Origin of the sequence: Alteromonas sp. KUL42 (genome assembly GCF_006538325.1) — a bacterium.
Classification (GTDB): Bacteria; Pseudomonadota; Gammaproteobacteria; order Enterobacterales; family Alteromonadaceae; genus Alteromonas.
In genome coordinates, this window is record NZ_BJKK01000010.1 from 156620 (window position 1) to 183152 (window position 26533).

Genomic DNA, 26533 nt, shown 5'->3' on the forward strand with positions numbered 1-26533 from the left:
AAATTTCATCCGGCGCAATACTGCGCCGGAATACAACACCTTAAATTAGAAGCTAGCGCGTACATCTAGGTAGAAGTAGCGACCATAGTCCTGATGGGCATCGTTAAAGTAACCAAAGCTGGTGGCAGCTAGTGGCGCACGCTCGTCGGTGAGGTTTTTCACACCTAAACGGAATCGGGTATCAACATCTTGGATAAGCGCGGTGTAATCAACGGTAGCGTCGAATGTGGTCATGGCTGGAATGTTGAATCGAGTACCATCTTCAAGGGTGAGTTCGGCTTGATAGAAGCTCCCAATGCGATAAGCCGCAAGTGATGCACCATAGGCGTCTTTGCGCCATGTCATGCGAAGGCTGTGCTTCTCTTTTTGGTTGCCATTGCGACGCACCAAGTTGTCAAAGCCCATCACGGGATAGTTTGGAGGCAAAATACCATCGGCCTGTGCTTGCACAAGTTGCTGTGCTAAGCCGCCCGCTTCTTGTTCAAACTTATCTAAGAATGATGCGTTGTAATCGAGTTTAAAGCGGCCATAATCAGACTTAATGGTGTAGTAAATGCCTAAGTCGTGACCTGATACCGTACGCGTATCTAAGTTGGCATAACGGTCGTCAATGTAGTTAATTTGACCGCCGGCACAAATACCTGCATTTTCATAAAAAGCGGCTTCATCGGGGTCAATTTCACCGCGATTTACTGCGCTGTTGAAGGTTGCACTGCCGCAATTTGCCGTGCCTTGTTCAAGACGATAGAGCAAATCAAGCAAAGAATGGTTCTCTTCACCCAATAGACCAATGGTGTCTTTTTTCTCTATGCTCCAGTAGTCAAGAGTAATGGCAAGCCCTTCAAGCGGTTCTACTACAATACCAATCGACGTGTTGTCAGATTTTTCTGGTTTTAGCTCGTCACTGCCTTGCGCAATACGCTGAAGCGAGTAGTTACAATCAAGCGTATCTTGCTCTGGATCGCCTCCGTTTTCTGCTGCATACAAACAGGCATAGTCAGTTCGCGTTTGTGTACGCGCCACAATTTGCTCGTTAATAGTTACTAGGTTAGGGGCTCGGAATGCTTGCGACCACGAGCCACGCAGTAGTACCGGCTCGAAAGGACGATAACCAAACGCAGCTTTACCCACTGTTGTATTGCCAACATCAGAGAAGTTTTCGTATCGCGCCGCCAACTGAACGTCTAAGTTTTCCAATACTGGAATTTGGAATTCAGCAAATAAAGAGCTGACATTACGGCTTCCTTGGTTGTCCGGTGTTGGGCTTGAATTCACCACATCAGATACAAAGGGATAAGTATCACCATCGTTATCAATAAATTGAATTGTGCCATCAAGACGCGGGTCGCGGTCGTCTTTAAATGACTCCTCGCGCCATTCTATCCCTGCTACAAATCCGACGGGTCCTGCGGGAAGTTCGAAGATATCTGCATTAGATACTTTAAAATCGAAGGTGGTTAGTTCTGACTCACTTTTGCGATAAACACTGACCAGTGCACGTTCGATGTTAGAGTTTTGACCAATAGCAAAAGGGTTATACGCGGCTTCTGTTGTGTCGTTTAACGCTTCTTGCATTAAGGTATTCGACACGCGGTTGTGGGTTACGTCATCTTTTGTATCTTTAGAGTAGGAAAGGGCGGTTTCCCAGTCCCAGTTACCTACATAACCGCGAAGGCCTTGTAGCAATCGAAATGTTTCACCTGAGTTTTCTACAATACGAGGAAGCTCAGCAAAGCGGTAGTTATCTATCTCAAGTGCTAAGCCTTCGCACGGTACACCTTCCATGACGGCTGGGTTGTCTAGACGATTCGGTGAGCCACATGGGCCAAATGGATTATAGTAGTTATCGGCAGCAACAATAAGTTTAGATGAAGAGAAAGAAGCAGTAGGGTGACGACGTAAATTGGTATCAGATTTGTAACCCATAATTTCGGTAAACGCTTCCCACCCATTATCAAAGGTGTGATTGATGTTTACGAAAATATTGGTTCGTTCTAAAGCCGATGTGAGGTCACGGTTCTCATTCATGTTGAATCGCACTGTGCCTTGACCGTCAGGGGCAGCACATAATCCGTTACCTAACTCCCATGCACAGCGTGGATCGCCACTCGGATATGTCTCGAATTCACCGCTTCGGTCAACCAATCCTTCGCTGCGCAAAGGGTTTGATGATGATACCGAGTCCATAATATCAAACTGGCCGTATAAAGAATTGGCGCTGGTTGAGTCAAACTCTGGGTGCCCATACCAAGGTGAATCAGGTGAAAGTCTGTCGGTTAAGTCGGCATTTGTCCAACGCGGATCGTCCTGCGAGTTCACGCGATCCCTTTGGTAGTAATTAAAGATAACACCTACGTTGGTTTTACCACCGTTGACGTTTTTACCCCAGTGTACAGAAAGGGTTTGGTCGTTGCGGGGTAGATTCTCGTATTCTTGCCATTTTACCCGTACGTCCAAGCCAACAAAGTCGGTGGGAGTAACGGTATTTACCACACCGGCTACGGCATCGGCACCATAAATTGCTGAAGCACCGTCGCGCAGCACTTCAACGCGCTTAGCACCAAAAACGGGAATAGTTTGTGAGTTAACAGTATTCACTGGAACAAAACTACCGCCAACTTCTTCAGTTTGATAGGCCGCTGAATTTACCATTCGACGCCCATTCATTAACACAAGGGTATTACCCGTACCTATATTTCGAAGGTTAAACGCACCAACATCACCGCGGGCCGCGTTCACACCGCCACTGATGTTGCCTGCTTCGTTAAAAAAGTTTTGGCCATTTTCAGGGATCAATTGCAGTAATTCATCACCTGAATCAATGCCCATTGTGGCTATGTCTTCGGCGTCAATTTGAGAAACGGCAAGCGCTTCACTAATTTCAGCGCCTTTTATTTGAGAGCCAACAACGGCTATTTTTTCAATTTCACTTTCTTTTTCTTCGAGTGTTTGTGCTGAAACAGGCAAGCTTAGTGTGGTTGCCACTGCCAAAGCGCATGTTGGTGCTAGCATGCGTTTGTGGCGGATGACCTGGGTAATTTTATTAATCATTGTTTTACCTTTACGTGTTAAACGGTGTCCTTGGGTCTGACGTTTTTTCACACCATTGAGGGCGGATGGCGTGCGTTAACATCGATGCAACAAGTGCAAAAGCTTTGCCATGTTGATTTTGTTTTTAATTGTTGTTTTATTTCAATGGCTTGTGTTTTGTCTGCTTTGATTTTAGACGGTTGTGGTTCTTATTATGGGCGGGAAGTTACACGTTGCAAATTTGTAAATGGGTGGGTATCCACCCATTTACGCTGTTTTAACATAAAACGCTAGTAACAGCGACTTAAGGTAATTTGTAGTCGCCTTTATCTAAACCGTGTTTGCGCATTTTATCGTACAAGGTCTTACGAGGAAGGCCTAACTGTTGTTGCACATCAATAAGCCTGCCATCGTTTGCTTTTAACGACTCTTGCAGTAACTGGCGCTCGTAGTGTGCAATTTTTTCTGCCAAGGTGAGGGTGTCACTGTCGGTACTGTTAGCCTCTTCATCGAAGGCTGTCTGCCCCCCCATTAGCACAAAGCGTTCTGCGGCGTTGCGTAACTCTCGTATATTGCCCGGCCAGTTGTGTTGTTGAAGGCGCAGTAGTTGCTCGTTGCTAAGGCGAGGAGTATCAGTATTGAAGCGCGTGCTAGCAATGGCGGCAAAATGTTGAAAGAGTAAAGAAATATCATCTTTGCGTTCACGTAAAGGCGGAATTTCAACGTTTATCACATTGAGTCTGTAGTAGAGATCTTCGCGGAATTCACCTTTGTCGACCAATTCAAGCAGGTCAACTTTAGCGGCAGCAATGACGCGTATGTCCAAGTCTACTTGTTTATTCGAACCTAACGGCTCTATGCGTCGGTCTTCTAACACGCGAAGCAATTTAATTTGTAGCGCCATTGGCATACTTTCAATTTCGTCTAAAAAGAAGGTACCGCCATTGGCGTGCTCTATTTTTCCAATACGTTTCTTTTGTGCACTGGTAAAAGCACCGGCTTCAAAACCAAACAATTCACTTTCAATCATGCTCTCTGGAATGGCGCCGCAGTTTATCGCCACAAAATTTTCATTTTGACGTTTGCTGTTGTAATGCAGAAAGCGCGCGACTAAATCTTTACCGGCCCCGGTTTCACCCTTTATCAGTACATCCGCGGGAATATCGCGTATTTGAAGTAGCAGTCGCCTGAGCGCTTTTATTTTAGTGGTATTGCCCAGTATTCGAGGGCCAGCGCCGGTTTGTGCATCCAGCTCATTCTTTAAATCGCGGTTCTCTAATACTAATGCACGTTTTTCACCCGCACGCTTTATCACATCCAAAATATGGTCATTGGAGAAGGGCTTTTCGATAAAATCATAAGCGCCCAAGCGCATAGATTCCACCGCTGTTGTAATATCGCCATGACCTGTCAGCATGACAATACTGAGTTCGGGGTCAAGTTTAAGCGCTTCACGTAAAAATGCGACGCCGTCCATGCCAGGCATATTTATATCGGTGATCACCACACCACCAAAGTCGGGATCGAGTTTGCGAATAGCGTCGCGGGCGTCAGAAAAAGTTTCGACAACATGCCCTTCTATCTGCAATAACTGCTGTAGCGATCGCAAAATAGTGGGTTCATCATCAATTAGGTAAATGGGTAAGTTCACTGCTGTCACGCGGTGCTCCTCGGCAATGTAATGGTAAACACCGCGCCGCCCTCGGGGTGTTGCTCTGCTGTTATGGTACCGTTAAAAGATTCTACGATACGCTGAGAAATGGTAAGGCCCAAGCCCAGTCCACGTCCTTTTGTAGTGTAAAATGGCTCAAATACACGACTTGGGTCGTCAACATCGAAGCCTGGTCCGAAATCGCGAACGCTAATACTAACGTGTTGAGGCAACGTTGTAATTGTTATGTCTAACTTTACGGTGTCATCTAATTCTTGTGCTTGCAATGCATTATTGAGTAAATTTACCAATACTTGCTCAAGCGGCACTGATTCGGCAAGTACCTGCGCATTATCGTCTTGGTTGCTAATTGTTATGTCAGCATGCAATTTTTGAATTTTACTTTCTAATATAGCCATTGACGCTTTGAGCGTGTCTTGCACGCGCACTGGCCCCACCTTACCTGCTGATTTTCTTGCAAATAGCTTATATTGCGCCACTATTTTCGCCATCATTTGGGTAATGGTAATTATCTCTTTGCAGGTTTGCTCAAAGGCTTCAGTGCGGCCTTTCTTTATCATGAGTAACAAGGTTTCACTGTACGTGAGAAGGGCGGTTAGCGGCTGATTTAGTTCGTGGTTGATACTTGCTGACATTTCGCCAAGTAGCGCGAGTTTACCGGCTTGTATAAGCTCGTTTTGTGTTTCTTTTAAGCGCTGTTCAGTTACCTTTTGCTTTTCGATGGTGTCGACCAACGCAATATTAGTTTGTCGCAATTCACCTGTGCGTTGCTCAACCCGTTGTTCTAGTTGTTCGTTGACCAGCGACAATTGCCGTTGAGATTCAACATGCCTTCGCCAATAAAGACTCAGTAAGGCAACAAGCATAAACAAAAGCGTGGCCCCAATAAGGCTTAACACAACGATTTGATATACCTGACTTCGCGGGGTTAGCGCAAGCAGATGCCACCCCACCTGATTCATCACTTTATCTGCCACTAAGTAAGTGGTCTGCTTGTCGCGATTAGGTAACCCAACAAATGATGCATTTAGAAAAGCGGGTAGGTCGTTGTGTTGGCTAAGCACGGGCAATGGGCCATCACCATACTGCTTTTGCAAAATTAGCTCGGCCTCCACACTTTTGGGAAGTGGTACAAGGGCTGAATAATTCCATTGAGGCTTCGAGCTATAGAAAATGGCACCGTGATTATCGGTAAGTAATAAAGTGAAATTACTATCGATATCACTATTTATATTGTTATCTTCGATAACACTTAAGGCGACTTTTACGGCAAGTACGCCAATAATGTCATTGTTCTTTTTCACTGGGAATGAAAAGTAATACCCGCGTTTCCTCGATACCGTACCCAATGCAAAGTAGTTTCCGTCTTGACCTTTCATTGCCTTTTGAAAGTAAGGTCTAAAACCGTAATCGTTGCCAATAAAGCTGTCAGTATCTTGCCAATTACTCGATGCAACTGTCATTCCTGTGTCTGACAAAAGGTAAACCGCATCGCTTGAAAGGTGTGTATTGTAAGTGAGTAAAAGTTGGTTAACGGATTCAATCGTCTCGTTTGTCGGCGTTTGTAATGCGTCTACAATGGAAGGGTGTAAAACTAAAACCCGAGGCAGTGTACGAAACTTGTCTAACTCTATTTCTAGACGGCTAGCTACGTCTGATATTTGCTGATCAGCGCGGTGTTTAACTTCTTTCACGGCAACGGAATAAGACAAAATACCCACGATAACGAGGTAAACCAGCCAAATGAAAAACGTGATCCTGCGAAACATAACTCAGCCTATGCGATGAAGGGCTTTGTTATATAAGTTTAACGATTAAATTACAAATGTAAGACGGAGATTTCGTTGTTTGGCACTATGCAATGTCCTTTGATGGAGCAACCCCGAAGGCGCGGGCGTACTCTCGGCTGAATTGTGAAGCGCTGGCATAACCTACATGAAATGCAACACTGGTGACGTCCATAATACCGCCACGTATTAGTTCTCTTGCTTCTTGAAGTCGCAAAACCTTTTGAAATTGCAAAGGGCTGAGTTGTGTCACTTGTTTAAAGTGGCTGTGAAATGACGATGTACTCATGCCGGCGTGTTTGGCTAACTCATCCACTTTTATGGCTTCAGAAAAGTTGTCTTTTATCCAACTAATGGCCTTAGAGACCTTTTCAATATTGGAATCTGCTACGCCAATTTGTGCTACTGACGGACCCACTGGACTGCGTAAAAGTCGCATGAGTATTTCATCGATAGTGTGAGGTACTAAAAGATCTGTATCTTCTTGATGCGCAATGATCTCCATTAAACGTCGTGCTGCATTGACAAGCTTAGCGCTTGCGTCTCCTACATAAACTGCGCGAGTTTTCTCTGCTTTTGGTACGCCATTTGGGAATACTTTTAGTACCAAACGGTTCAACGTTTTAGGGTCGATAGGAATAACAAGGCAATAGTAGGGCGCTGCTACTGAAGCTTGGGTAATAGTGACATGAAGAGGAACTTCAGCCGCGTACACTACCATTTTACGGTTGTCATACTCGAAACCACCGTGTGTCAAGGCTACTTGTTTAGCGCCTTGCGGCACTATACAAATACTCGGCTGTGCTAACGTGTACATTTTCTCGCTGTATTTCACTGAAGATTTTACAACGTGAAGGGGGCCATCGGGAATGTTAAAAAGACCATCGTGAGGCGTGTATTTGTCTAGCAATTGGGTCAATGCAAGTAAATCGTTTTCTGCAGGTGTTTGTTGAAGTTCGAAAGAACGTCGAAAATTTACAACATTGTTCACGGTGGATGCTCTCTATAATATAAAGCAAGAAGCGGGAATACTAGTTCGTGCTTTAGAGTATTCCAACTTCTTACTGTACGCTTTACCGTATTCTTGCTAAGCGGTAATTTACCTATTATGCATCAACGCTAAGCGATGACATGTCAATGACGAAGCGGTGTGCAACATCACCTTTTGACAAGTGTTCAAATGCTTCGTTGACTTGCTCTGCGCGTATCATTTTACACTCAGGTAAAATATTGTGCTGTGCACAGAAGTCGAGTACTTCCTGAGTTTCCTTAATGCCACCAATTAGTGAGCCGGCAACGCGACGACGGCCCATTACCAGTGGTGCGGTCATGGGTTCGTCTAATGGGCCAATTTGCCCCACAATGACTAGTGAACCGTCGATGTCCAGTAGTGGTGTATAGATGTTGATGTCGTGTTTTACTGGCACAGTATCAATGATTAAATCAAATGAGCTTGCGGCCTTTTTCATGGCATCTTTGTCGGTAGAAACCAAAATACCGTTTGCACCAATACCTTTGGCTTCTTCAAGCTTCGCATCTGAACGGCTAAGTACCGTAACTTCTGCACCCATTGCCACGGCTAGTTTCACAGCCATGTGCCCAAGTCCGCCTAAACCGATAACACCAACACGGCTGCCTTCTTTTACGCCCCATGTTTTAAGTGGTGAATATGTGGTAATACCTGCACAAAGGATAGGTGCAACACGACCGATATCCAGTGACTCTGGCACGCTTAGTACAAACTCTTCACGCACAACGATATGCTTTGAATAACCGCCTTGCGTAATTTCACCGTTGATGCGATCTGGTGCACCGTAGGTCGGTGTCATACCGTTGCGGCAGTACTGTTCTTCGTGGTTGTGGCATTGGTCACACTCTTGGCAACTGTCGACCATACAGCCTACAGCGACATGTTGACCGACGGTGTAGTTTTTAACTTCTGGACCCACGCTAATAACGCGGCCCACAATTTCGTGGCCTGGTACGAGTGGGTAAGGTTGAGGACCCCAATCACCATTAACCGTGTGCAAGTCAGAGTGACAAATACCACTGTACAAAATTTCTATTGCAACGTCGTTGTCGCGTAAGTCGCGGCGTTCGAAGTGATAAGGGACAAGGTGCGCATCAGAAGAGTGCGCAGCATAGCCGATAGTTTTCATAAATCATCCTCGTTTTTCATTAATTGGTGAATTCACCACGTTCTTTGCTTGTTGAGTTTGTCACTTGCAAGCTCATCAATCTGTAATATATAGACTAATGAAACGAACCAATATGTGCATGCCAAATTCTCCTAATGACTTGCCTATTTCTTTAAGTTTTTTGCTCACGCTTATTCTAATTGTATTACAAATACTGAGTTTAATAAGCAATGCGTGGAGTGTTTCGAAATGACTTTTCTTGGTTTAAAAGCATACGTCATCAATGTATTTACAATGACTACATGCTAATGAATTAATTGTAAAATCATTCTTTTTAAGCGCATCTATTAAGTATCTGTTATACCCAAGGTTGCATGCCTATAAGTCTGACGGTCTACATGGCACTCTCGTGAGAAAGCAGAGCGAGTACCAACATATTGTTATCTTTGCTGAAAATTATAGTTGTGACTACGTTTGGAAAGACAAATTGGATTGGTTATGTATATCTGGAATGACTAGAGCGTGTGGATGAACCTTTCAGGCAGCAATTGTACCAAAAAGGTCAACACGCTCTTGTTCTGTTATGCCATTTCTGGAAATACTTATTTTGATTTTTGCTTCTCGTGGAGTATAAGCATTTCTTTGGCGACAAGGGCGGCAGAGGGTAAGAACATGGTTGAAACAATGCGTTGATCGACGACAACGGCGTGTTTATCACTGAGCGTTTGTTTGTTTTCGGCAATAGCCCCATTTTTTACCAACTGACTTTCAATAAGAAAAGGCAGTAACTTGCCATAGTTAGCCCAAGGCTTGGTTGTTTCTGTTGAATTAGGAAAACCAGCCACTCTTTTTCCTTTTACCATGTATTCGCCAGAAGACAGAGGGACATTCACAATGCTGGCTGAGCCGTGGCCGCCAACACCCACTATGCCATTTTTCTCATAAATCTGTGCGATGATAGACTGAATCTTTGAGTTATCAGCTACATCGAACATGGTGCCGTATCCACCCCCACTGAATACGCCCCAGTACAGAGAAGGATCTACCTCATCAGGTGTGAGTGTATGTTGGGTTTTGTTCAAAAAGCCCTCGTATTTCATAGTGTAACTAGAGATTCCCAAAGGATCTCTCATGAAGTGGACTTCACCGCCTTCTGGCGAGACAAAGTCAACGTCATACCCGTGACTAACAAAAATGTGATAGGGCGGCGCAAACTCGAATAAATCGTTTCTTGCTTCGTGCTTTTCAGCATCGCCCATATCGATTTTATTAGAGGCAATAATCAAAATTTTCTTCTGTGATTCACTGTTGGCATTGGCTGCAAAAAGTGCGGTTATAAATAGTAATGTGGTAATCAAGTATTTCATAGTTATTCCTTAATTGACGAAGGCGAGTTCATTCGGGGTGTTTACGAGTGAGGCTGAGAAGGGTTAACCAAGGCCGTTAATGTCGAAGCATCTTCATGGGATGGATAGCGCGTTAAAAATGTCGCTAGTGCCTGGTTTGCTGCTAGGTTTCTATCTTGCTCTACGAGTGCCTTAATGAGTGCTGCTTCATAAGCTGGATGTTGAAAATGTTGGCTAATGGCTTCCATTAAATCTAGTTCTACATTTTTACGGCTATCAGGCGCCAAAGCGTATGCATAAAATCCGTAAAGGGCGAGGTAGTTTAAGTCGTACATTTGCGGGCTTTTACTAAGCGCTAAATCGATAGCCACTGTGCCGTTATTTTTGGCTTCAGCAATTAATTCCATGGTTGCCTCATCAGCAAAGGGCGTTCGTTGCTTTGGTGTTACGCCTAGCTTTAACAGCATGGCTTCTGCGGCATTAGGGACAGAAGAAGGGTTTTGTGCAGTGATTAAGTTTTTATCCACAGCTACAAATGGCAACATTGGGTCGTTGTTGACAAACACGCCACCATTTTGGGTCAGTTTGTCCTGTACTAAAAAGGGGAACATACTGATATGTTCACCGCTAAAAGCGTGTTCTTCTATATTGGTAAACCCATTGACCTTTTTTCCTTCAACTAAGAATTTGCCATTAGGTAACTTAACATCTGCTATTGCAGCTGGGCCATGACACACCGCAGCAATAATGTGCTGTTGTGCGGCGAAGTCTGTCAGCACAGCTTGGGTAGCGCTATCAGCAGGTAAATCAAACATAGCGCCTGCACCACCAACAATAAATACGCCGTCATAATCACTTGCACTTATATCTTTAGTTGCTTTTGTGTTCTTAAGCTGTTTTAGAGCAATAGACTTAAAGCGCTGAATATAGGCTAAGTCGTCTTTGTTCGTTTTCACCAACACTGCACCACCTTTTGGTGTGGCAATATCTAGTTCAACGCCATTGTCATGCAAAACTAAATAGGATTGTGCAAGCTCTTCCAAGTCATAACTTAGCGCTGGGCGAGTTTCATCCCCGTAGCCTGAAATCAGCATGAGTACTTTAGTCTGGTTCTCATCAGGCGATGCGAATGCGTGCGTAAAAGAAAGTAGCATTAGTAAAAGGAGTGAGTAAGTCTTTTTCATGATGTCTCCATGAAGGTGGTTAAGATAGCACTACTTTATCGAACAGAATGTCGTCTTTTTGTGAAGGGGGAGACCTTTTAAGAACTAGACGCAGAAAAGTAATAGGTAAGAAATCTTCCCGACATTTTCTTCACATTTACTTTGTTAACTTGTCTTCATTCACTAAGAAGAGGACTTCCCATGAAAAAGTTGTTCATTGGGCTATGCTGTAGCGCACTTATATTGATAAGTGGTTGTACATCAAAGCACTTAGATATATTTCCAGAATTAAGCTCGCCTGATTTAGTTAATGCTGAAATTGCACCAGAGCAGTTGCACCAAGATATTGATGCGTTTATTGATGGTGTTGTAGAACGCCACCCAGATTTATCAAAGTACACTGATTTAGCCGAGGTCTATCAACAAGCAGATATTCTTAAAAATGAAATTACGGAGCCTATGACACGACAGACTTTCTTTAAAAAAGTGGGAAGGCTGTCTCACTATTTTAATGATGGTCATACTTTCCTAATTTGGCCGTATCAGGAATACCAAGCATTACAAAAAAGTGGGAAGTTGACTTTTCCCTTCGCATTGAATGTATTTCCCGAAGGAGTATTTCTGAAATACGGTTATAAGCACAAAAATAATCTACTGCCTAAAGGCGCAAAACTATTGAGCATTAATGGCATTGACATCGATACCATTTTTTCAACGTCTCAGCAGTTAGTGGGGGGAGAAACAGAAGTGTTGCGCAAACACGTTGTTGCCGATAGGTTCCCTATGATGGTGTGGGCGGCGTTTGGGTTTGTTGAGTCTTTTGATATGGCGTTTGAAGTAGACACCGAGATCCAACGTGTGGAATTAACATCTGGTCAGCAATGGGCTCGTGTAGAAAATGCAAATGACAATACGCAAGCGGATACACAATTGGCCATGTCTGATAGTGATTTTTCGTATCACCTTATCAATAAAGAAACCGGTTATTTGAAGGTGGCGACATTTGACGTTTCGCCCGATTGGTTTGAAGACTTTGTTGATGCGACTTTTGAAAAAATAAGCCAGCAAAAGGTTAAAAACCTCATTATCGATATTCGAGAGAACGGTGGTGGCAATACAGATACTTCTACTTACTTGGCAAGCTACCTTGCTAAAAAGCCGTTTCGAATGATTTCTTCAATGCGTGAGCGCTTGAATACGGATAACCGAGGTATATTCAATTATAAAGGAGACGTTGGAGACGTATTAACCCAAGACTGGGACGACTGGATTGCTCCAGTGGATGAAGCACAGTCATTTAAAGGCAATGCGTATGTGTTAATCAGCCCGTTGTCTTATTCATCTGCCATAGTATTTGCTACGGCGGTACAAGACAACGATATGGCGATGCTTGTTGGTCGAGAAACCGGAGGTTATGCTAATCAAACCGCACAAGGTAACTTGTTCAATCTGCCAAACTCTGAATTGCGTGTGTATGTTGCTACTCGCTTATTGGTAAGGCCTAACGGAAATATACAAGTTAAAGGTGTAGTGCCAGATATACCTGTCGCAACAACAAGCGAGCAAATTGCAGCTGGAGAAGACGCGGATATCGCTGCTGTGTTAGCACATGTTAAAGGCTCTCTTACAGAGCGGTAGTACTTGGGTTAGGTGTTAGAAGCAAAGTATTCGGAGGCATGGTAATGAACGAAAAAGTACGACTGCTGTTGGTAGAGGACACAAAAGATCTCGCCGCGGAAATATACGACTTCCTTGAAGCGCAAGGTATGGAAGTAGACTACGCAGCAACGGGTAAACAGGCAATGTTGTTAATGAGTGACCATCGTTATGACGTGATAATTTTAGACATTATGTTGCCTGATATGAGTGGTATTGAGATTTGTCAGTTTGTTAAAAGTACTCTTGATCCAACGCCTCCGGTACTTATGCTCACAGCGCGAGACAGCATACAAGATAAAATTGTTGGGTTTGATGCAGGCACGGACGACTACTTAACCAAGCCTTTCGATAGTCACGAACTGTTAATAAGATGCAAAGCATTGATGCGCAGGCAGCAGTTACACAAAGCTCAGAACGTGACTATTGGCGAGTTGAGCTTTAACGACAAACAACAGGTGGCAACACGCAATGGATGCGAATTAAAACTCAGCAGCACCAGTTACACCATTTTGCGTATTTTAGTGAAGGCTTACCCGAATGCGGTAAGCCGACGGGAGATTATCGATAAAGTGTGGGGAGACGACCTTCCTGACAGTGATGCTTTGCGTTCACACATCTATACGCTTAGGCAAGTGGTAGACAAACCATTTGAAACAGAAATGATAAAGACCATTCACGGCATTGGTTTTAAGTTGTCGGTGTAATATGGCGTACCAAGAGTCTATTCAACGCAAGATCCGCTTCTCTATAGTAAGCTTTACCGCAGTGGTGTCGGTATTTCTCATTAGCCTACTAGTTATTTATGCATGGGTTATTGAAGACAATATTTTCAATCGTCTAGTGAGTGAAGAAGCTGCGTCTATACAGCAGCATTATCAGAAAACGGGTGAGGTTACTTCGCCCCGTATTCCGTTTATGACGATGTACGGAGGTTGGAGCGAATTGCCCGAGTCTGTTCAAATGTTGCGACAGCAGTCGCCCAACCGAATCGAATTCCCACTCAACGACGGCGGTGCTATTCACGTTACAGAAATTCAGCTAGGCAACGCTACGTATTTACTTGCTGCCAACGTTTCCTCTTATGAAATTTCAAAAGATTACTTACCTAAGCTAATACCATGGATTGTATTGATTTTACTTTGCACGGTTTTGAGTGCACTGATGTTAGCCCGCTATCTTGCACGGCAAGTCGTGCAGCCTCTACAACACATTGCATCACGTGTAGTAAACCAACAAAGTAACCAACCTTTGCAGTTCACTCAGCCATTCGCAAACGATGAAATAGGATATCTGGCACAAACTATCAGCAGTAGTTTTAACCGTCTACAAGAAGCCTTGCAACGTGAAGCTGATTTTTCAAGAGACATTAGCCACGAGCTTCGCACACCGGTTGCAGTGTTAAAATTGGTGGCAGGGCGCCTTAATAGCACAGTACCTCTTGATGACAATTCTATTAACCGAGTAAAAAGTGCGATTTTTGAAGTTGAACAATCGCTGGTGGTATTGCTTGCGCTTTCTCGCGAAGAGTCGGTAGAAGCCCAAACACTTTCATTATTACAAGAGGTTGAACACTGTGTTATCAACCATTTCTCTTTGTCGAGTCGCGATGATGTCGAGTTGAATATTGCCATAGCGCACACTTATCAAATTTACTGCAATAGAAACTTGCTCCACATTTTGCTCAATAATTTGCTGGACAATGTGGTGAACCACGCAAGCAAAGTGGCGTTGACTATTGCACTTGTGGATGATCGACTTGTGTTTAGCAACCCTGTTAATACATTGCCAAGTGAAGATGTGCTCTCGCCACAAATAAAAGGGCAGCACAGCGATGGGTTAGGGCAAGGCTTACATTTGGTAAAGCGAATTTGCGAAACGTGTGGATGGTCAGTTGAAGTCGCCGCAAAACAAGGCGAGTTTATTCTAGCAATACAGTTAAAATGAAAAACGCGTCGTTCAGGAAAGCAGGATGCAGTTGGGGAAAGCGCAGCGCATTCACTCAAAAAGAGCAAGTAAGATTAGTGCCATGAAAATTTGACGGGAAAGGACGTGAATTTATGGCATTTCTAAAAAAAGTAGCCAAGGTCGCCTTGGTAATTGTACCGGCATTATTGTGGGTTCCCACAGCGGCATTCTTATCTTTTGATGGTATTTGGATGCAATCTGTTGTTCCTGAGCATGCTCATGACGAGTTTATGACTTATGCAAAACAGACTATGGATGAAACCCTCAAAGGTAATGGAGCACTGGTATTAATTGAAAATGGTGAAGTAGTAGGGAGCCATTTCCAAACCGCGCAGGTGTGGCGTGACAATGCCGAGCTTTCGATAGACGCCAATACCTTATTTTCAACCGCATCCATGAGTAAGTTTATTGCAGCCATTGCTATTCACAAGTTAGCGGATAACGGTGATATTCAGTTAGACAATGCGGTAGGAGAGTACTTAACGAGCTGGAGCATACCAAAGAGTAATTTTAATCATCAGGATATTACGATTGAAAGGCTACTCGGTCACACGGGGGGGCTGACCGACGGTTTAGGGTTTGGCAACTATGAGAGTAATGAAGCGTTACCTAGCGTAGTTGAATCACTTAATGATCCGCGCGCATCGGAGGAAGGTAAACGCATTGAAGTTGGCGTTGCGCCGGGTACAGAGTTTCGTTACTCAGGCGGTGGCTACTTAATTTTAGAGCTTCTGATTGAAGAGTTAACCCAGCAACGCTATTCATCATGGGTTGGGCAAAACGTACTTAAAACCAATGGTATGCTTAACAGTACGTTTGACTATGTTGATGACAGCACACGCCATGCAGGCTCATTTGACGCTGAAGGTAATTCAGCACCTGTATACCAATACGCTTCTTCAGCAGCGACAGCACTTAATGCGAGTGCCAATGACTTAGCTGGCTTAGTTAAATCACTACTTGCACAACCTGAATTATTGAAGTCATTGAGCAAACCCATTGGTTCGTTGATGGGGGCGCCTATTTGGGGGCGAGGTGCGATGCTATACGTACCACTAAACGAAGGGCAGTTCATCATTGGTCATGACGGCAGCAATGACCCGGCAATTAACACCAGTTTGCGTATAAACCCCGTTACTGGCGATGGCTATATTGCGTTGGTCACTGGGCATTCAACACTTGCATCTGAAATCGGCTTTGAATGGACATTGTGGCAAAGCGGCAAGCCAGATTTTATCTTCTTTGATAGAGCACTGTCTTCTGCGGTTGTCCCTATGGTTGTTGGTTCCGTTGTTTGGATTGCATTTGCGTTATTTGTATTGATAAGAAGAAAGCGCAAATAATACGTTAGTTCTTATTTAACATCTCGTAAAGCCGACTAGTAGAGTCGGCTTTTGTGTTTGCGGCGATTTTATACAATGCTCTTAGTGCAAAGTAGGGATATATGTATAAATAAATAAGTTTTACGTTTAATTAACATTGTAGTTGACATAACGAGGTGAAACGTTTTACCTTGCTGTTAATCTTAATCGATTAACCTTTTTGTGCATATGCCACAGATGATGATTCCAATAGGGGATGTTAAATTGAAACCACGTAATCAACTCGTTAAAGCAAGCTCAATGATATTAGCGCTGACTAACGCGATGTATGTCGGTAGTGTCTTCGCTGATACTTCCTATAAGGTAAAGTCACCGGATGGAGACATCACTGTTTCGGTAGCGGTAGAAGATGCCGTCAATTATTCCGTGTCGTTGAAAGGGAAAACTATTGTTTCTTCCTCTCACATTGATTTGCTCTTAGAGAATCAGCCTTCCCTCAGTTCAGGTGTCACAGTAAAAGACGTGAATTACGACTCACAAAGTCAGGTTTTACTTCCAGAGGTTAGGGTTAAGTCAGAAAAAATCATTGATCGTTTTGAACAAATGACCCTGTCATTCTCAAATGGATATGACTTGGAATTTAGAGCTTATGACGATGGTGTTGCTTATCGATTTGTTACCCAATTTGAAACGCCGATTACGGTAGTGAACGAAATCGCCGAATTCAATTTTTCAGACAAAGCGACAGTCTATTATCCCCTTGAGGAGAGCTTTTATTCACACAATGAAAGAAGCTATCTGCATCAATCAATTGGCGATATTAAAGTTACCGATTTGGCAAGTACGCCAACACTTGTCGATTCAGGGGGCGCTAAAGTGCTAGTAACTGAAACTGCATTGTACGATTATGCTGGAATGTGGTTGCTTGGCGATGGGCAAGATGGCCTTAAAGCAACATTCCCTCAACAGCCTACAAAAGTGGTTGATGGCGAGCCTGAATGGATAGACCGCAACCAGCCCGTTGTTGAACGCGCGAACTATATTGCAAAAACTGAAGGCACTAGAGCATTCCCATGGCGCGTTTTGGCAGTGGCTGAAAACGACACCGACTTATTGACCAACCAACTAACTTATCAGCTTGCTATTCCCAATAAAATTGGTGATACGTCTTGGATAAAGCCAGGTAAGGTTGCATGGGATTGGTACAATGCCAACAATTTGAAAGGTGTGGATTTTGAGGCTGGTTTAAATACCGAGACCTACAAATACTATATCGATTTTGCAAGTCAGCATGGCGTTGAGTACGTTATTCTTGACGAGGGCTGGTACCCATTAGGCGACCTAATGGGTTCTGTGCCAGGGTTTGATGTACCAGAAATAATGGCTTATGCAAAAGAAAAGAATGTTGGCATTATTTTGTGGACGACGTGGTTGACCCTAGAAAAGCAATTTGATGAAGCCATGGACCGATTTGCTGAGCTTGGTGCGGTAGGAATAAAACCAGATTTCTTCCAAAGAGATGATCAGGAGATGGTTAATTTTTATTGGAAAATTGCTGATGAAGCCGCGAAACGCCACTTGTTGGTCGATTTCCACGGCGCGTATAAACCCGCTGGGCTACGTAGAACATACCCCAACGTAATTACCCGTGAAGGCGTGAAAGGGCTTGAGTGGAATAAGTGGAGTTACGACAGCACGCCAGAGCACAATACCACATTACCTTTCATTCGTATGGTTGCAGGTCCAATGGATTACACACCTGGCGCTATGTCTAACGCAGTTGGTCCCACTGCTTTTGAGAAGATAAAGTACAAGGGTAAAGACGAGAATCACGCAGACTTTACTATTCGATTTAACAGACCTATGAGCCAAACGACCAGAGTGCATCAAATGGCGATGTTCACGGTGTTTGAAAGCCCACTTCAAATGATGGCTGATAGCCCAACACAATACTTGGATAACGCTGAGAGTGCTGAATTCATCGCCGGTGTACCGAGTGTTTGGGACGAGACCATTCCACTAAATGGCGCAATTGGTGATTATGTGACGTTTGCACGTCGTTCTGGAGGTAATTGGTATATTGGTGCCCTGTCAGATGAGCTTGCACGCGACATTACTATTGAGTTGAGCTTTTTACCTAAAGGCACCTACAACATTGAAATTTTCCAAGATGGTGTAAATGCGCATCGTTTTGCTGAGGATTATAAAAAGGTTATTAAATCTGTCACCAATGAAGATAGTTTAACCATGAAAATGGCACCGGGTGGTGGTTTTACAGCGAAAATTACACCGCAAAAATAGTTTGCAAACTTAGCCATGTCTGTAAGCGTAATGGGTTTAATTACAGGGGAATTGGTATGCACAATTCCCCGTCTTTCCATTACGCTTTCTCTCTTTATAAGAGGAGTGATGATGAGCTATGTTTAAACTAAAAAACGCACCAACCCAGTGGCGGAAAAAACGCAAAGGAACGTGATAAGTGAAGGATATGAAGGACTTTCTCTCTACTATCGGGGTTCTTGTCCTTTTTGTCGGTATGTATCAGCGTATTTGAAATCTAAAAGTATAGTTATCGATAGTAAGAATATAACAGATGATAAATCTGCATTTAATGAGTTAGTAAATCAAGGTGGTAAGCGACAAGTACCATGCTTAAGAATTACTGATGGCTCAAAAACTCGATGGTTATACGAATCTACAGACATTATTACTTTTTTCGAAAAGTACCAGGCTAAATAAATGTTCATGTTTTTGAAGAGCGTGTTTGTTGTCACGCTCTCCTCGAACTAGCATTGCACTCTTTTTTCTTATTTCTAAAATGCTCTATGACCGTGTACTGGCATTATACGATGGTGCTGTGTCCCATTGATTAAAAGCCGTTTTCGAAACACTTTGTCTTGTTGGCCTATTATCGCGAGCAGGTTGATCAGTTTCTAGCTTGTCACCAAGTATGCCTTTTAACATGGTACCCAGTTCTTCATGTGTCACTTTTCTACCACCTGTGTTTTCAAATAGTGTTTTGGCAGCTGTACGATCGATATCTAACTCGTCTAGGGTGGTTAGTAAATTTGGTAAATGCAAGTTGGTGACATTGTCGGTACCGTGACTGGCAATTATTTTCCCATTCACTTTATACACAGCATCAACAGGTGTATTTGCAAAAGCTAGCTGTTGTTGCTCGAATAAGAGTTTGTCCCGCTCTTGTTGCATATGTGAAGCAACCATGGCGTTGTAGTTTTCTTCAACATAATCCGCGTAAGGGCGGCCATTAAAAATTTCAAATACTTCTGCATTTGTTGGGCGTGAGTTGTCGTTGTAGGTTTCTACTTTTAATCTATTACCATAAAGCGCTTTTAGTTCAGCAATGGTTTGATCGGCATCGCCATTATTGCGGCTAGCTATGTCGGCTACTATATTGCGCGAGGTAATACTTTTACTTCCAATTATCATGACAGGCTCATCATCTAGGTAAATCATGGCCTTGGTATCCCTTTGTTGTGCATTCTCTCGCAGCTGATCGCGTATTGATTCCGGCGTGGATATGTGAATTTTGTCTGGATTAAACGCACCTGTAGTTGATGATTTAATGAGCTTATCACCAATTAAATGCATGATGCTCTCGCCCTTTTCAATTGAGATACCTTCATTGGGCACTGCATTGTCATTGTTGGCGTACTGCTGTTGTGGTGTATTTGTATGAAACAGATTAGTTGTTGAATAGGTTAAGGGTGCCACATTCATCTTTCTTCTCCAGTGCTGGTGCTATTTAGGTCTATTACTGAGTTGTCACACTGAAAACAAATAACAAGTCTCGTACCAAATTCATCCATTAATCATGGGGCAGAGCTGATAAAGACGATCGGTTCAATACTTGAGTAATAGACATTGTGACGAAATTCTATGCGCACATGAGAATTGTGAGAATGGGAGTTTTTCTTTCATTGTTTATAAAGAAGGACAATTAAAAAAATAGACGCTTGGTGTTATGAAAATAACAGCGGTTCTTAATCTTAATTTCTTCACCCCTACGAAAAAGTATAAACAGACGGCAATGAACGCTTAGAACGGCAAAGAAATGCCATCAAATGAGATACTTACTTCTTTTTCCCTTTTAATTCTTTACGCCTTTCTGCCTTGCTTCTCCGTAGAGTGCAAGTTGTAACTTGTTGTACAAATTTTGGACTTGGACGATTTGCCTCTTTTTGCAGTGTTTTGGTTTCCTGACCGGTTTCGAAATTCATTACTTTATTACTCAGAGAGCGAAACACCAACGCGCTCACAAACGTCACTAAATATTTAAAGAGGAATTATTATGAAACTTCGCAACGCATTTAAAATTGCTGGTCTAGCAACGTCTATTTTGTTCAGCAGCTTGAGTTTTGCATCATCAGTTAACTTAGGCGAAAACGACGTGGCTATCCACGGTTATGACCCTGTTGCTTACTTTGTTAAAAGCATGCCAGTAGAAGGTTCTGCAATGTATACCGCTACTCATGACGGTGCAATTTACCGCTTCTCTAGCGAAAAGAACCGCGACATGTTCAAGGCATCACCTGAAAAATATGCACCACAATTTGGTGGTTACTGCGCAATGGGTGTGGCACTGAATAAAAAGTTAGACGTCGACCCAGCGGCTTTCCTAATCAAAGACGATAAATTGTTCTTGAATCTGAACAAAGCAGTTCAGAAGAAGTGGATGGAAGACGTGCCTGGAAACCTAAAAACCGCTTACCGCGTTTGGGACGGCATCGAAGCACTTTCAGTAGAAGAAACTAACGCAGAGGACTAATTCAATATGCCGACAACTCTCGATCGCATCACAACGAACGGCCATGAGTATTCTGAGCCAGTCGTTATGCTCTGGTTTAGTGCGCAATGGTGTGGTCCATGCAAACAGATGTCACCTGTAATTCAAATGTTTGAAAGCGCCAATGCATCTCAGCTACGTGTGATAAAGCTTGATGCTGAGGAAGATTTTGAACTGGCTCAAGTATTTGGCATTAGAGCTGTTCCAACGTTGGTATTACTTGAGCGTAACAAACAGCTAGGCACCCATGTGGGTGCCCTAAGCTACAACGAATTAGATAACTGGGTTAAATCCCGAGTTGAATAGAAGAGGAATTGTTATGAACAAACGACAAACAATTGCAGCGGCAGCCTTGGCAATGGCGTTAACCACAGCGATCACAGCGCCTGTGCAAGCGGCTGGTAAAGAGAAGTGTTACGGCATAGCCGCTGCGGGTCAAAACGACTGTGGAAACCTAGCAGGTACACATTCCTGTGCAGGTCAGTCTACCGTTGATAAAGACCCCGGTGAGTGGAAGCTTGTTGCAAAAGGCTCGTGTGAAACCATGGGTGGAATGCTGAAAGCAGAAGCTAAAGAGCGATACGAAGCAGCGAAAAAGCAAGGTTAAGTACTACTTGCTTTAACGAATGTAGAAACAGCGTTCACAAAGGTGACGCTAGCAACAGTTTCAATGGAGTGTGCCATGATTTCAACACAATACCCTCAAGAGTGTGAGTACGGATGTATTGGGGTAGGGCTTAGACACGAGCACTATACTCAGGCATTGTCTCAGAAGGCATGCTCCATTGATTTCGTTGAGCTCCACGCGGAAAATTTCTTCGCTCATGGGGGGCCTAGTAGGCACCTACTTGAGGAAATAGCAAAACTTTATCCGGTGAGTATTCACGGTACGTCAATGGGGTTGGGGTCATTGGTAGGAGTAAACGACAGATATTTAAGTAGGTTTACGCAGCTTGTTAATGATGTAGATCCAATTTATGTCTCTGACCATGCCTGTTTTACTTGGGGAAACGACAGCGGTAAGCCGCTTCACGCTGGTGACTTACTACCACTTAAATTCGATACTCAAACCTTAAACGCCACTGTGACTAATATAGACCGTGTCCAGCAAGAAATCGGCCGGCAACTGTTAGTTGAAAATGTGGTTACTTATTTTTCTTTTTCCAACAATATGTTTGCAGAAGCGGAATTTTTGGCTGAGGTAGCACATCGCACTCAATGCGGTTTGTTAGTTGATCTCAATAATATTTTAGTAAACTTGCACAATCAGAAAGTGCAAGATACCACAGTAAATGCACTGAAATGGCTATCATTTCTGCCCCAAGAGCAGGTTAAAGAATTACACCTTGCAGGGAGTTCATTACCTCAGCAAGGTGACATGATCATAGACGATCACAGTAAGCCAGTATCTGAACAATGTTGGCAGCTTTATGCGCTTGCTATTCGTCATTTTCCTAAAGCGGCTACGCTAATTGAGTGGGATAACGACCTTCCGACGTGGGATGTGCTCTTAGAAGAAGCAAGCAAGGCGAGGGAAATTCGAAAGGCAGCTTGGGGAAGCGTATGAAAAACACTGCCATGAATAGCACAGCAAAGACAAACCCTATGGTAGAAAGCGCTTTACATGATACAGATTATCAGCAGTATTTGCTTAATGAGATATTCAGTTTCTCTAAGTCGACAGCGCTACCGAACGAGGGGCTTTCGATTTATCAAAATAATTTGCTGATGACAGCACTGCGCAGTTTATCCATCAGCTACCCCGTTATAGAAAGCATGATTGGTGATCATGCGTTGTATGTTTTGACACGGCGACTACTTGACATGGATAAACCTGCAAGTGGTGATTGGGGCGAGTGGGGCAGTAAATTATCCACTTGCTTATTCAATAGTGAATTGTATGAGAGTTATCCATACCTGCCCGATATCGCTAATGTAGAGTGGGCCTTTCATACTGCCTCTCGAAGTGAAGCGTTAGCTTTTGATAGCAACTCATTGCAAAGGTTATCGAATAGTGATTTAGAAGATATTCGGTGTATCTTGTCTCCCTCTGTTTCATTACTACCTAGCGCCTATCCACAGTATCAACTATGGAAAGCTCATCGTTCGATTGAGTCAGGACAAGTGCCTAACAACAGTGTCTTGGAAACTATTATGAAGAACATAGACAAAGCCGAACATTGCATAGTATATCAGCACAATGGAATGGCTAAAGTGGAAGTACTGACAGAAGAGAAACTACATTGGATGCAAGGTGTGCAAGAAGGCATATCGGTGGCGTCACTATTAGATATTTACCCTACATTTGACTTTGCATTGTGGCTGTCTGAAGCCATCAGTAAAGCATGGTTGACCCGATTAGATTAACTTTTCAAGGCCCCTCCTCCGGCTTTTGCGGCGAGTTATTACTCGCCGTTTTTTTGTCACAAAGAAAGTACGAATGGGTAAATTACCACGTGGTAGGTAGGGCATTATCCACGTCAAATTCACCCATATGAAATAGTGATTATGTCCAATTTTAAACAGCGAATTTTTAATATTGCAATCCGTTTGACAAAGCTCATTTTGCTTTTATCTATGTCCCATTTATCCCTACAAACAGTTCAGTTGCAAGCTAGTGAATTGTCTATCGACTACATAAGAGGAGAAGGGGATGTAGAAGGTATTAAGCTGGCGTATCGCCACAATGCTTTTCAGCTCGAGAGCATAAGTCCACGCTTGTCAGTGTATGCCGAAAGCAGTATTAATTTTTGGAAATACGGTTCTCCCGAGCACTATGACTCTAACTTCGTTATTTCACTTTCCCCGATTTTGCAATATTCAATTTGTAGCTGTGCTGATGGTGAGATTTATGCGGAAGCGGGCATCGGGATTTCACTATTAGATGATACGCAATTTGCCGGTAAAAACGTGAGTACACATTATCAATTCGAGGACCGACTAGGCATTGGGTATCGATTTGGAAAGCAATTCTCTCATTCGTTGGCGCTTCGATATTTTCATTATTCGAACGCTGGATTTAAAAAACCAAACCCAGGCTTAGACTTCATCAGTCTCTCATATTCAAAAGCATATTAGTTTTAAAGGTATCCTATGAAATTTCTATTTTACTTATTTGTTGTATCAATTTTGTCTACAAAGGTAGTTGCACAAGAAGCAACTGACAGCCGTAGCATTTACGCTACGGATATTACTTTTTCTGATATTAGTGGGGACAAGTTTGCGTTGAGTGAACGCTGGAAAGTAAAACCTGTTCTTCTCTATTTTTGGGCAACGTGGTGCCCTTACTGCAAGGTGGCTACACCTAAGGTGGTGAAGTTAAACGAAAAATACAGTGAGTTTATTGATGTGCTTGCCATTAACATTGGTGTGAACGACTCACTTCCTAATACGCATAAGTATATTCGCGACTATCAGATTAACTATCCTGTGATGTTTGATGAAACTTCTCAGGTGAGCGCCTTGTTTAATGTTGTTGGCACCCCTGTGTTTGTCATTATTAGCGACAAGGGTGAGATTTTATATCGCAGTCATCGTTATCCTGAAGAAGTTGAAGCGACATTTGAGTCAATACGTCAGCAAAAGGATGAAAATGCACTCTTACTTTCACCGCGGAATGATTATGCGAGTTTCTAATTCTGCGATAACTCAAAGAGGTTACTTAGTGCTCAAGGCAACTAAAACAGCATTGGTAGTCAGATCTGTACTCTTATTAAATGAGGCTGTATTTGGTTCAAAGACCATAGAGTGGCTCAAAGCAGGTCTACGTTATTGCATGCCCTTAAGTGTGTTCCTTTGTGTTAATTTATCGCAAAATTAACGTCTAGCTTTTACGCGTTGTGTATACTAGTGAGTGTACACAGAGAGGATAAGATGACTGAAATAAAAAAATCGAAGCGTGAGCATCTGGTTGAGACAGCACAAAGGTTGTTTTATCGACATGGCATTAAAGGAACGGGTATTGATACCGTACTTGAAGAAGCTGGTGTTGCTAAACGAACATTGTACAATCATTTCAAATCCAAAGAAGAGTTGGTTATTGCCACGCTTAAAAGGCGCGATGATGAGTTTATGGATATGTTGCGCAGGCTTGTTAAGAAATATGAAAAGGCAGAAGAGAATCGAGGTAACTATGCCAAGGTGTTTGCATTTTTTGATGCAATAACAGAGTGGACTCAAACCAGTTCTTTTTCAGGCTGCATGTTTATTAATGCATCAGCAGAATATCCTCGCCAAGAAGATCCCGTACACGCAATTTGTGTAATGCATAAAAAATTAGTTATTCAGTTTATTGAAGAGTTACTGAGCTCGTTGAAACTAGAAAATAGTCACGAAATTGCGCTACAACTAGCGTTACTAGCTGACGGTGCTATTGTTAATGCGCATACAACTAATTTGCCCGATGCGGGTAATGTAGCGAAGAAGATAGCCCTATCATTGTTAGAACGTATTGAGCTTTGATGAAAGTAAGCCTGTATATTTAAAAGGCTTACTTTTGCATTAGCGTCGGATAAATACCTGTCAGAGGCTGAAAGCCCTCTAGTTGTGACTTTACCTTTTGTGACATCGTCATTGAATTAACCTCTGGCGCTCTACGTTGGTCAATATTAAGGTTATGAGCAGTGAGATTACATTTAAATGTCTCATCGCCTTTTTCATGAAGTCGTCTGGTCGCAATAGACAGCTTTGCAATTGCTTTTATTGAAAGTTCTTCACTGAATCGTTTTACGTTTTTGTACTGAAACGTGTTAGCAACGTAGCGATCGCTCTTCGCAATAAAGGCGTCCATTAAACTAAATAAAAAGTGGTTTACGCTCATTTCAGACAGCATTAGCGTTAGAGGGCCTGGTTGCGTTTCTGGAAGTTCAGAGTGTGCAGTTGGCTTCATCATCATATCTACAATAATTTGTTTGTTTAAGCGCCGCTCAACGTTAACAACGCGTAGTAAGGCATGGTCAAATAACATGTTATTGGCTACATCGACTAGTGCTTTTCTAAACTGTGTAAAATTCGCAACCCGCCCATTCGACGTTAATGCTTCTGCCATTGATACAATGAGGAAACTGTCTTGATGAGAGCTAAATGGCGCACTGTACTTTCCTTCAACGCGAAGCTTTAGCATTTCTCTTACTTCGTGCTCACGCGCTTTCTTGACCGCTAGAAACAGTGTTTGAACGAGTTCAGACGTAGGTAAAAAAGGCTCAATTCGCCATCGGCGGCCATAAACAATTTTATGTTGGGTTTGGGCTTCACGTGCCTTGTAAGTATCAAAACCAATTAGCCCAATTTGAATGTAGAGCCCTAGTTCATCTTCACCCGCAAAAATAACCGTCTTATTGTCTGTCTTGCAGTCGAGTACAATTTTTTCGATCGTTTTCAGAGAATGCGAATAGTGTAGGAAGTGTTGTGGATAACACTGGCCTCCACCGCTGTTGGAAATAGAAGGCGCACCAGATATAGGGCATTCTCCCTCGTTTAGTACGTCCATCAGCGCGGTCCATTATTCGCTGACTGGCCAGATTCATCGAATCTAGCTTCATTGATTATCCACATAGGTGGCAATAAAAGGTTAACCGAACTGTGGAGAATACATGTCATCTTGACCCCTTTCTAACTGGCATAAAGTGCTGTTATTTAAACTGGG

At 43.1% G+C, this 26533-nt stretch carries 23 protein-coding genes; 14 read left to right on the top strand and 9 right to left on the bottom strand.

The features are described from left to right. Window positions 1-45: 45 nt before the first annotated feature. The 7 genes from EYR97_RS14335 to EYR97_RS14365 all read right to left on the bottom strand — a co-directional run bounded on the left by EYR97_RS14335 (window position 46) and on the right by EYR97_RS14365 (window position 11157). Complete coding sequence (locus EYR97_RS14335; protein WP_131094347.1) at window positions 46-3051, bottom strand: TonB-dependent receptor domain-containing protein; 3006 nt, start codon at window positions 3049-3051, stop codon at window positions 46-48. 283 nt (window positions 3052-3334) lie between these two features. Beyond that, entirely contained in the window at window positions 3335-4681 is a 1347-nt protein-coding gene (locus EYR97_RS14340; protein WP_131094387.1) for a sigma-54 dependent transcriptional regulator, read from the bottom strand. A 5-nt stretch (window positions 4682-4686) separates the two neighbouring features. After that, window positions 4687-6471: an ATP-binding protein gene (locus EYR97_RS14345; RefSeq protein ID WP_131094348.1), complete on the bottom strand. Its 1785-nt coding sequence runs from the start codon at window positions 6469-6471 to the stop codon at window positions 4687-4689. Between the two features lie 85 nt (window positions 6472-6556). Beyond that, window positions 6557-7480, bottom strand: coding sequence for an AraC family transcriptional regulator (locus tag EYR97_RS14350; RefSeq protein WP_131094349.1), 924 nt, complete (start codon window positions 7478-7480; stop codon window positions 6557-6559). A 115-nt stretch (window positions 7481-7595) separates the two neighbouring features. Next, window positions 7596-8648, bottom strand: a complete 1053-nt coding sequence (locus tag EYR97_RS14355; protein WP_131094350.1) for an NAD(P)-dependent alcohol dehydrogenase — start codon at window positions 8646-8648, stop codon at window positions 7596-7598. Window positions 8649-9229: 581 nt separating this feature from the next. After that, window positions 9230-9994 carry a type 1 glutamine amidotransferase domain-containing protein gene (locus EYR97_RS14360; RefSeq protein WP_131094351.1) on the bottom strand — a complete coding sequence of 255 codons (765 nt, stop codon included), beginning with the start codon at window positions 9992-9994 and terminating at the stop codon, window positions 9230-9232. Window positions 9995-10035: 41 nt separating this feature from the next. Beyond that, window positions 10036-11157: a type 1 glutamine amidotransferase domain-containing protein gene (locus EYR97_RS14365; RefSeq protein WP_131094352.1), complete on the bottom strand. Its 1122-nt coding sequence runs from the start codon at window positions 11155-11157 to the stop codon at window positions 10036-10038. A gap of 180 nt (window positions 11158-11337) precedes the next feature. Between EYR97_RS14365 and EYR97_RS14370 the strand changes: the two genes are divergently transcribed. The 6 genes from EYR97_RS14370 (at window position 11338) to EYR97_RS22735 (ending at window position 18821) form a co-directional block, all read left to right on the top strand. Next, window positions 11338-12774, top strand: a complete 1437-nt coding sequence (locus EYR97_RS14370; RefSeq protein WP_131094353.1) for a S41 family peptidase — start codon at window positions 11338-11340, stop codon at window positions 12772-12774. Window positions 12775-12818: 44 nt separating this feature from the next. After that, the gene (locus EYR97_RS14375) at window positions 12819-13499 is read left to right on the top strand and encodes a response regulator transcription factor (protein ID WP_131094354.1); all 681 of its coding nucleotides are present in this window, start codon (window positions 12819-12821) and stop codon (window positions 13497-13499) included. Between the two features lies 1 nt (window position 13500). Beyond that, window positions 13501-14739, top strand: coding sequence for a sensor histidine kinase (locus EYR97_RS14380; RefSeq protein WP_131094355.1), 1239 nt, complete (start codon window positions 13501-13503; stop codon window positions 14737-14739). Between the two features lie 113 nt (window positions 14740-14852). Beyond that, the gene (locus EYR97_RS14385; RefSeq protein ID WP_131094356.1) at window positions 14853-16103 is read left to right on the top strand and encodes a serine hydrolase; all 1251 of its coding nucleotides are present in this window, start codon (window positions 14853-14855) and stop codon (window positions 16101-16103) included. Window positions 16104-16346: 243 nt separating this feature from the next. Next, window positions 16347-18383, top strand: coding sequence for a glycoside hydrolase family 97 protein (locus EYR97_RS14390; RefSeq protein ID WP_242635030.1), 2037 nt, complete (start codon window positions 16347-16349; stop codon window positions 18381-18383). Between the two features lie 171 nt (window positions 18384-18554). Beyond that, window positions 18555-18821 (top strand): glutaredoxin domain-containing protein, encoded by a 267-nt coding sequence (locus tag EYR97_RS22735; RefSeq protein ID WP_165478054.1) that lies wholly within the window; start codon window positions 18555-18557, stop codon window positions 18819-18821. An 84-nt stretch (window positions 18822-18905) separates the two neighbouring features. Here EYR97_RS22735 and EYR97_RS14400 read toward each other — a convergent pair whose 3' ends face one another. Beyond that, on the bottom strand, window positions 18906-19823 hold the full coding sequence (locus EYR97_RS14400) for a hypothetical protein (RefSeq protein ID WP_131094358.1): 918 nt from the start codon (window positions 19821-19823) through the stop codon (window positions 18906-18908). 571 nt (window positions 19824-20394) lie between these two features. Between EYR97_RS14400 and EYR97_RS14405 the strand changes: the two genes are divergently transcribed. From EYR97_RS14405 to EYR97_RS14445, 8 genes are all read left to right on the top strand, one after another. Further along, entirely contained in the window at window positions 20395-20871 is a 477-nt protein-coding gene (locus tag EYR97_RS14405) for a YHS domain-containing (seleno)protein (RefSeq protein ID WP_131094359.1), read from the top strand. A gap of 6 nt (window positions 20872-20877) precedes the next feature. After that, the gene (locus tag EYR97_RS14410; protein ID WP_131094360.1) at window positions 20878-21195 is read left to right on the top strand and encodes a co-chaperone YbbN; all 318 of its coding nucleotides are present in this window, start codon (window positions 20878-20880) and stop codon (window positions 21193-21195) included. A gap of 13 nt (window positions 21196-21208) precedes the next feature. Continuing rightward, window positions 21209-21496 carry a DUF2282 domain-containing protein gene (locus EYR97_RS14415; protein WP_131094361.1) on the top strand — a complete coding sequence of 96 codons (288 nt, stop codon included), beginning with the start codon at window positions 21209-21211 and terminating at the stop codon, window positions 21494-21496. A 75-nt stretch (window positions 21497-21571) separates the two neighbouring features. After that, window positions 21572-22456: a DUF692 family multinuclear iron-containing protein gene (locus EYR97_RS14420; RefSeq protein WP_131094362.1), complete on the top strand. Its 885-nt coding sequence runs from the start codon at window positions 21572-21574 to the stop codon at window positions 22454-22456. Then, the gene (locus EYR97_RS14425; RefSeq protein WP_131094363.1) at window positions 22453-23256 is read left to right on the top strand and encodes a putative DNA-binding domain-containing protein; all 804 of its coding nucleotides are present in this window, start codon (window positions 22453-22455) and stop codon (window positions 23254-23256) included. Before EYR97_RS14420 ends, EYR97_RS14425 begins: the two co-directional genes overlap by 4 nt. 141 nt (window positions 23257-23397) lie before the next feature. Further along, window positions 23398-23967 (top strand): acyloxyacyl hydrolase, encoded by a 570-nt coding sequence (locus EYR97_RS14430; RefSeq protein WP_242635031.1) that lies wholly within the window; start codon window positions 23398-23400, stop codon window positions 23965-23967. Between the two features lie 15 nt (window positions 23968-23982). Then, window positions 23983-24525, top strand: a complete 543-nt coding sequence (locus EYR97_RS14435) for a TlpA disulfide reductase family protein (RefSeq protein ID WP_131094364.1) — start codon at window positions 23983-23985, stop codon at window positions 24523-24525. A 237-nt stretch (window positions 24526-24762) separates the two neighbouring features. Continuing rightward, window positions 24763-25350: a TetR/AcrR family transcriptional regulator gene (locus EYR97_RS14445; protein WP_131094366.1), complete on the top strand. Its 588-nt coding sequence runs from the start codon at window positions 24763-24765 to the stop codon at window positions 25348-25350. 28 nt (window positions 25351-25378) lie between these two features. Here the strand turns inward: EYR97_RS14445 and EYR97_RS14450 are convergent, their stop codons facing one another. Further along, window positions 25379-26377 carry a hypothetical protein gene (locus tag EYR97_RS14450; protein ID WP_131094367.1) on the bottom strand — a complete coding sequence of 333 codons (999 nt, stop codon included), beginning with the start codon at window positions 26375-26377 and terminating at the stop codon, window positions 25379-25381. Window positions 26378-26533 lie beyond the last annotated feature (156 nt).

Bases quoted from the DNA above. Each gene is read 5' to 3' on its own strand.
- EYR97_RS14345 (WP_131094348.1), bottom strand. From the start codon at position 6,471: ATGTTTCGCAGGATCACGTTTTTCATTTGGCTGGTTTACCTCGTTATC.
- EYR97_RS14425 (WP_131094363.1), top strand. From the start codon at position 22,453: ATGAAAAACACTGCCATGAATAGCACAGCAAAGACAAACCCTATGGTA.
- EYR97_RS14435 (WP_131094364.1), top strand. From the start codon at position 23,983: ATGAAATTTCTATTTTACTTATTTGTTGTATCAATTTTGTCTACAAAG.
- EYR97_RS14410 (WP_131094360.1), top strand. From the start codon at position 20,878: ATGCCGACAACTCTCGATCGCATCACAACGAACGGCCATGAGTATTCT.
- EYR97_RS14450 (WP_131094367.1), bottom strand. From the start codon at position 26,377: ATGGACGTACTAAACGAGGGAGAATGCCCTATATCTGGTGCGCCTTCT.
- EYR97_RS14430 (WP_242635031.1), top strand. From the start codon at position 23,398: ATGTCCAATTTTAAACAGCGAATTTTTAATATTGCAATCCGTTTGACA.
- EYR97_RS14405 (WP_131094359.1), top strand. From the start codon at position 20,395: ATGAAACTTCGCAACGCATTTAAAATTGCTGGTCTAGCAACGTCTATT.
- EYR97_RS14380 (WP_131094355.1), top strand. From the start codon at position 13,501: ATGGCGTACCAAGAGTCTATTCAACGCAAGATCCGCTTCTCTATAGTA.
- EYR97_RS14415 (WP_131094361.1), top strand. From the start codon at position 21,209: ATGAACAAACGACAAACAATTGCAGCGGCAGCCTTGGCAATGGCGTTA.
- EYR97_RS14355 (WP_131094350.1), bottom strand. From the start codon at position 8,648: ATGAAAACTATCGGCTATGCTGCGCACTCTTCTGATGCGCACCTTGTC.
- EYR97_RS14365 (WP_131094352.1), bottom strand. From the start codon at position 11,157: ATGAAAAAGACTTACTCACTCCTTTTACTAATGCTACTTTCTTTTACG.
- EYR97_RS14360 (WP_131094351.1), bottom strand. From the start codon at position 9,994: ATGAAATACTTGATTACCACATTACTATTTATAACCGCACTTTTTGCA.
- EYR97_RS14335 (WP_131094347.1), bottom strand. From the start codon at position 3,051: ATGATTAATAAAATTACCCAGGTCATCCGCCACAAACGCATGCTAGCA.
- EYR97_RS14400 (WP_131094358.1), bottom strand. From the start codon at position 19,823: ATGAATGTGGCACCCTTAACCTATTCAACAACTAATCTGTTTCATACA.
- EYR97_RS14375 (WP_131094354.1), top strand. From the start codon at position 12,819: ATGAACGAAAAAGTACGACTGCTGTTGGTAGAGGACACAAAAGATCTC.
- EYR97_RS14445 (WP_131094366.1), top strand. From the start codon at position 24,763: ATGACTGAAATAAAAAAATCGAAGCGTGAGCATCTGGTTGAGACAGCA.
- EYR97_RS14420 (WP_131094362.1), top strand. From the start codon at position 21,572: ATGATTTCAACACAATACCCTCAAGAGTGTGAGTACGGATGTATTGGG.
- EYR97_RS14385 (WP_131094356.1), top strand. From the start codon at position 14,853: ATGGCATTTCTAAAAAAAGTAGCCAAGGTCGCCTTGGTAATTGTACCG.
- EYR97_RS14370 (WP_131094353.1), top strand. From the start codon at position 11,338: ATGAAAAAGTTGTTCATTGGGCTATGCTGTAGCGCACTTATATTGATA.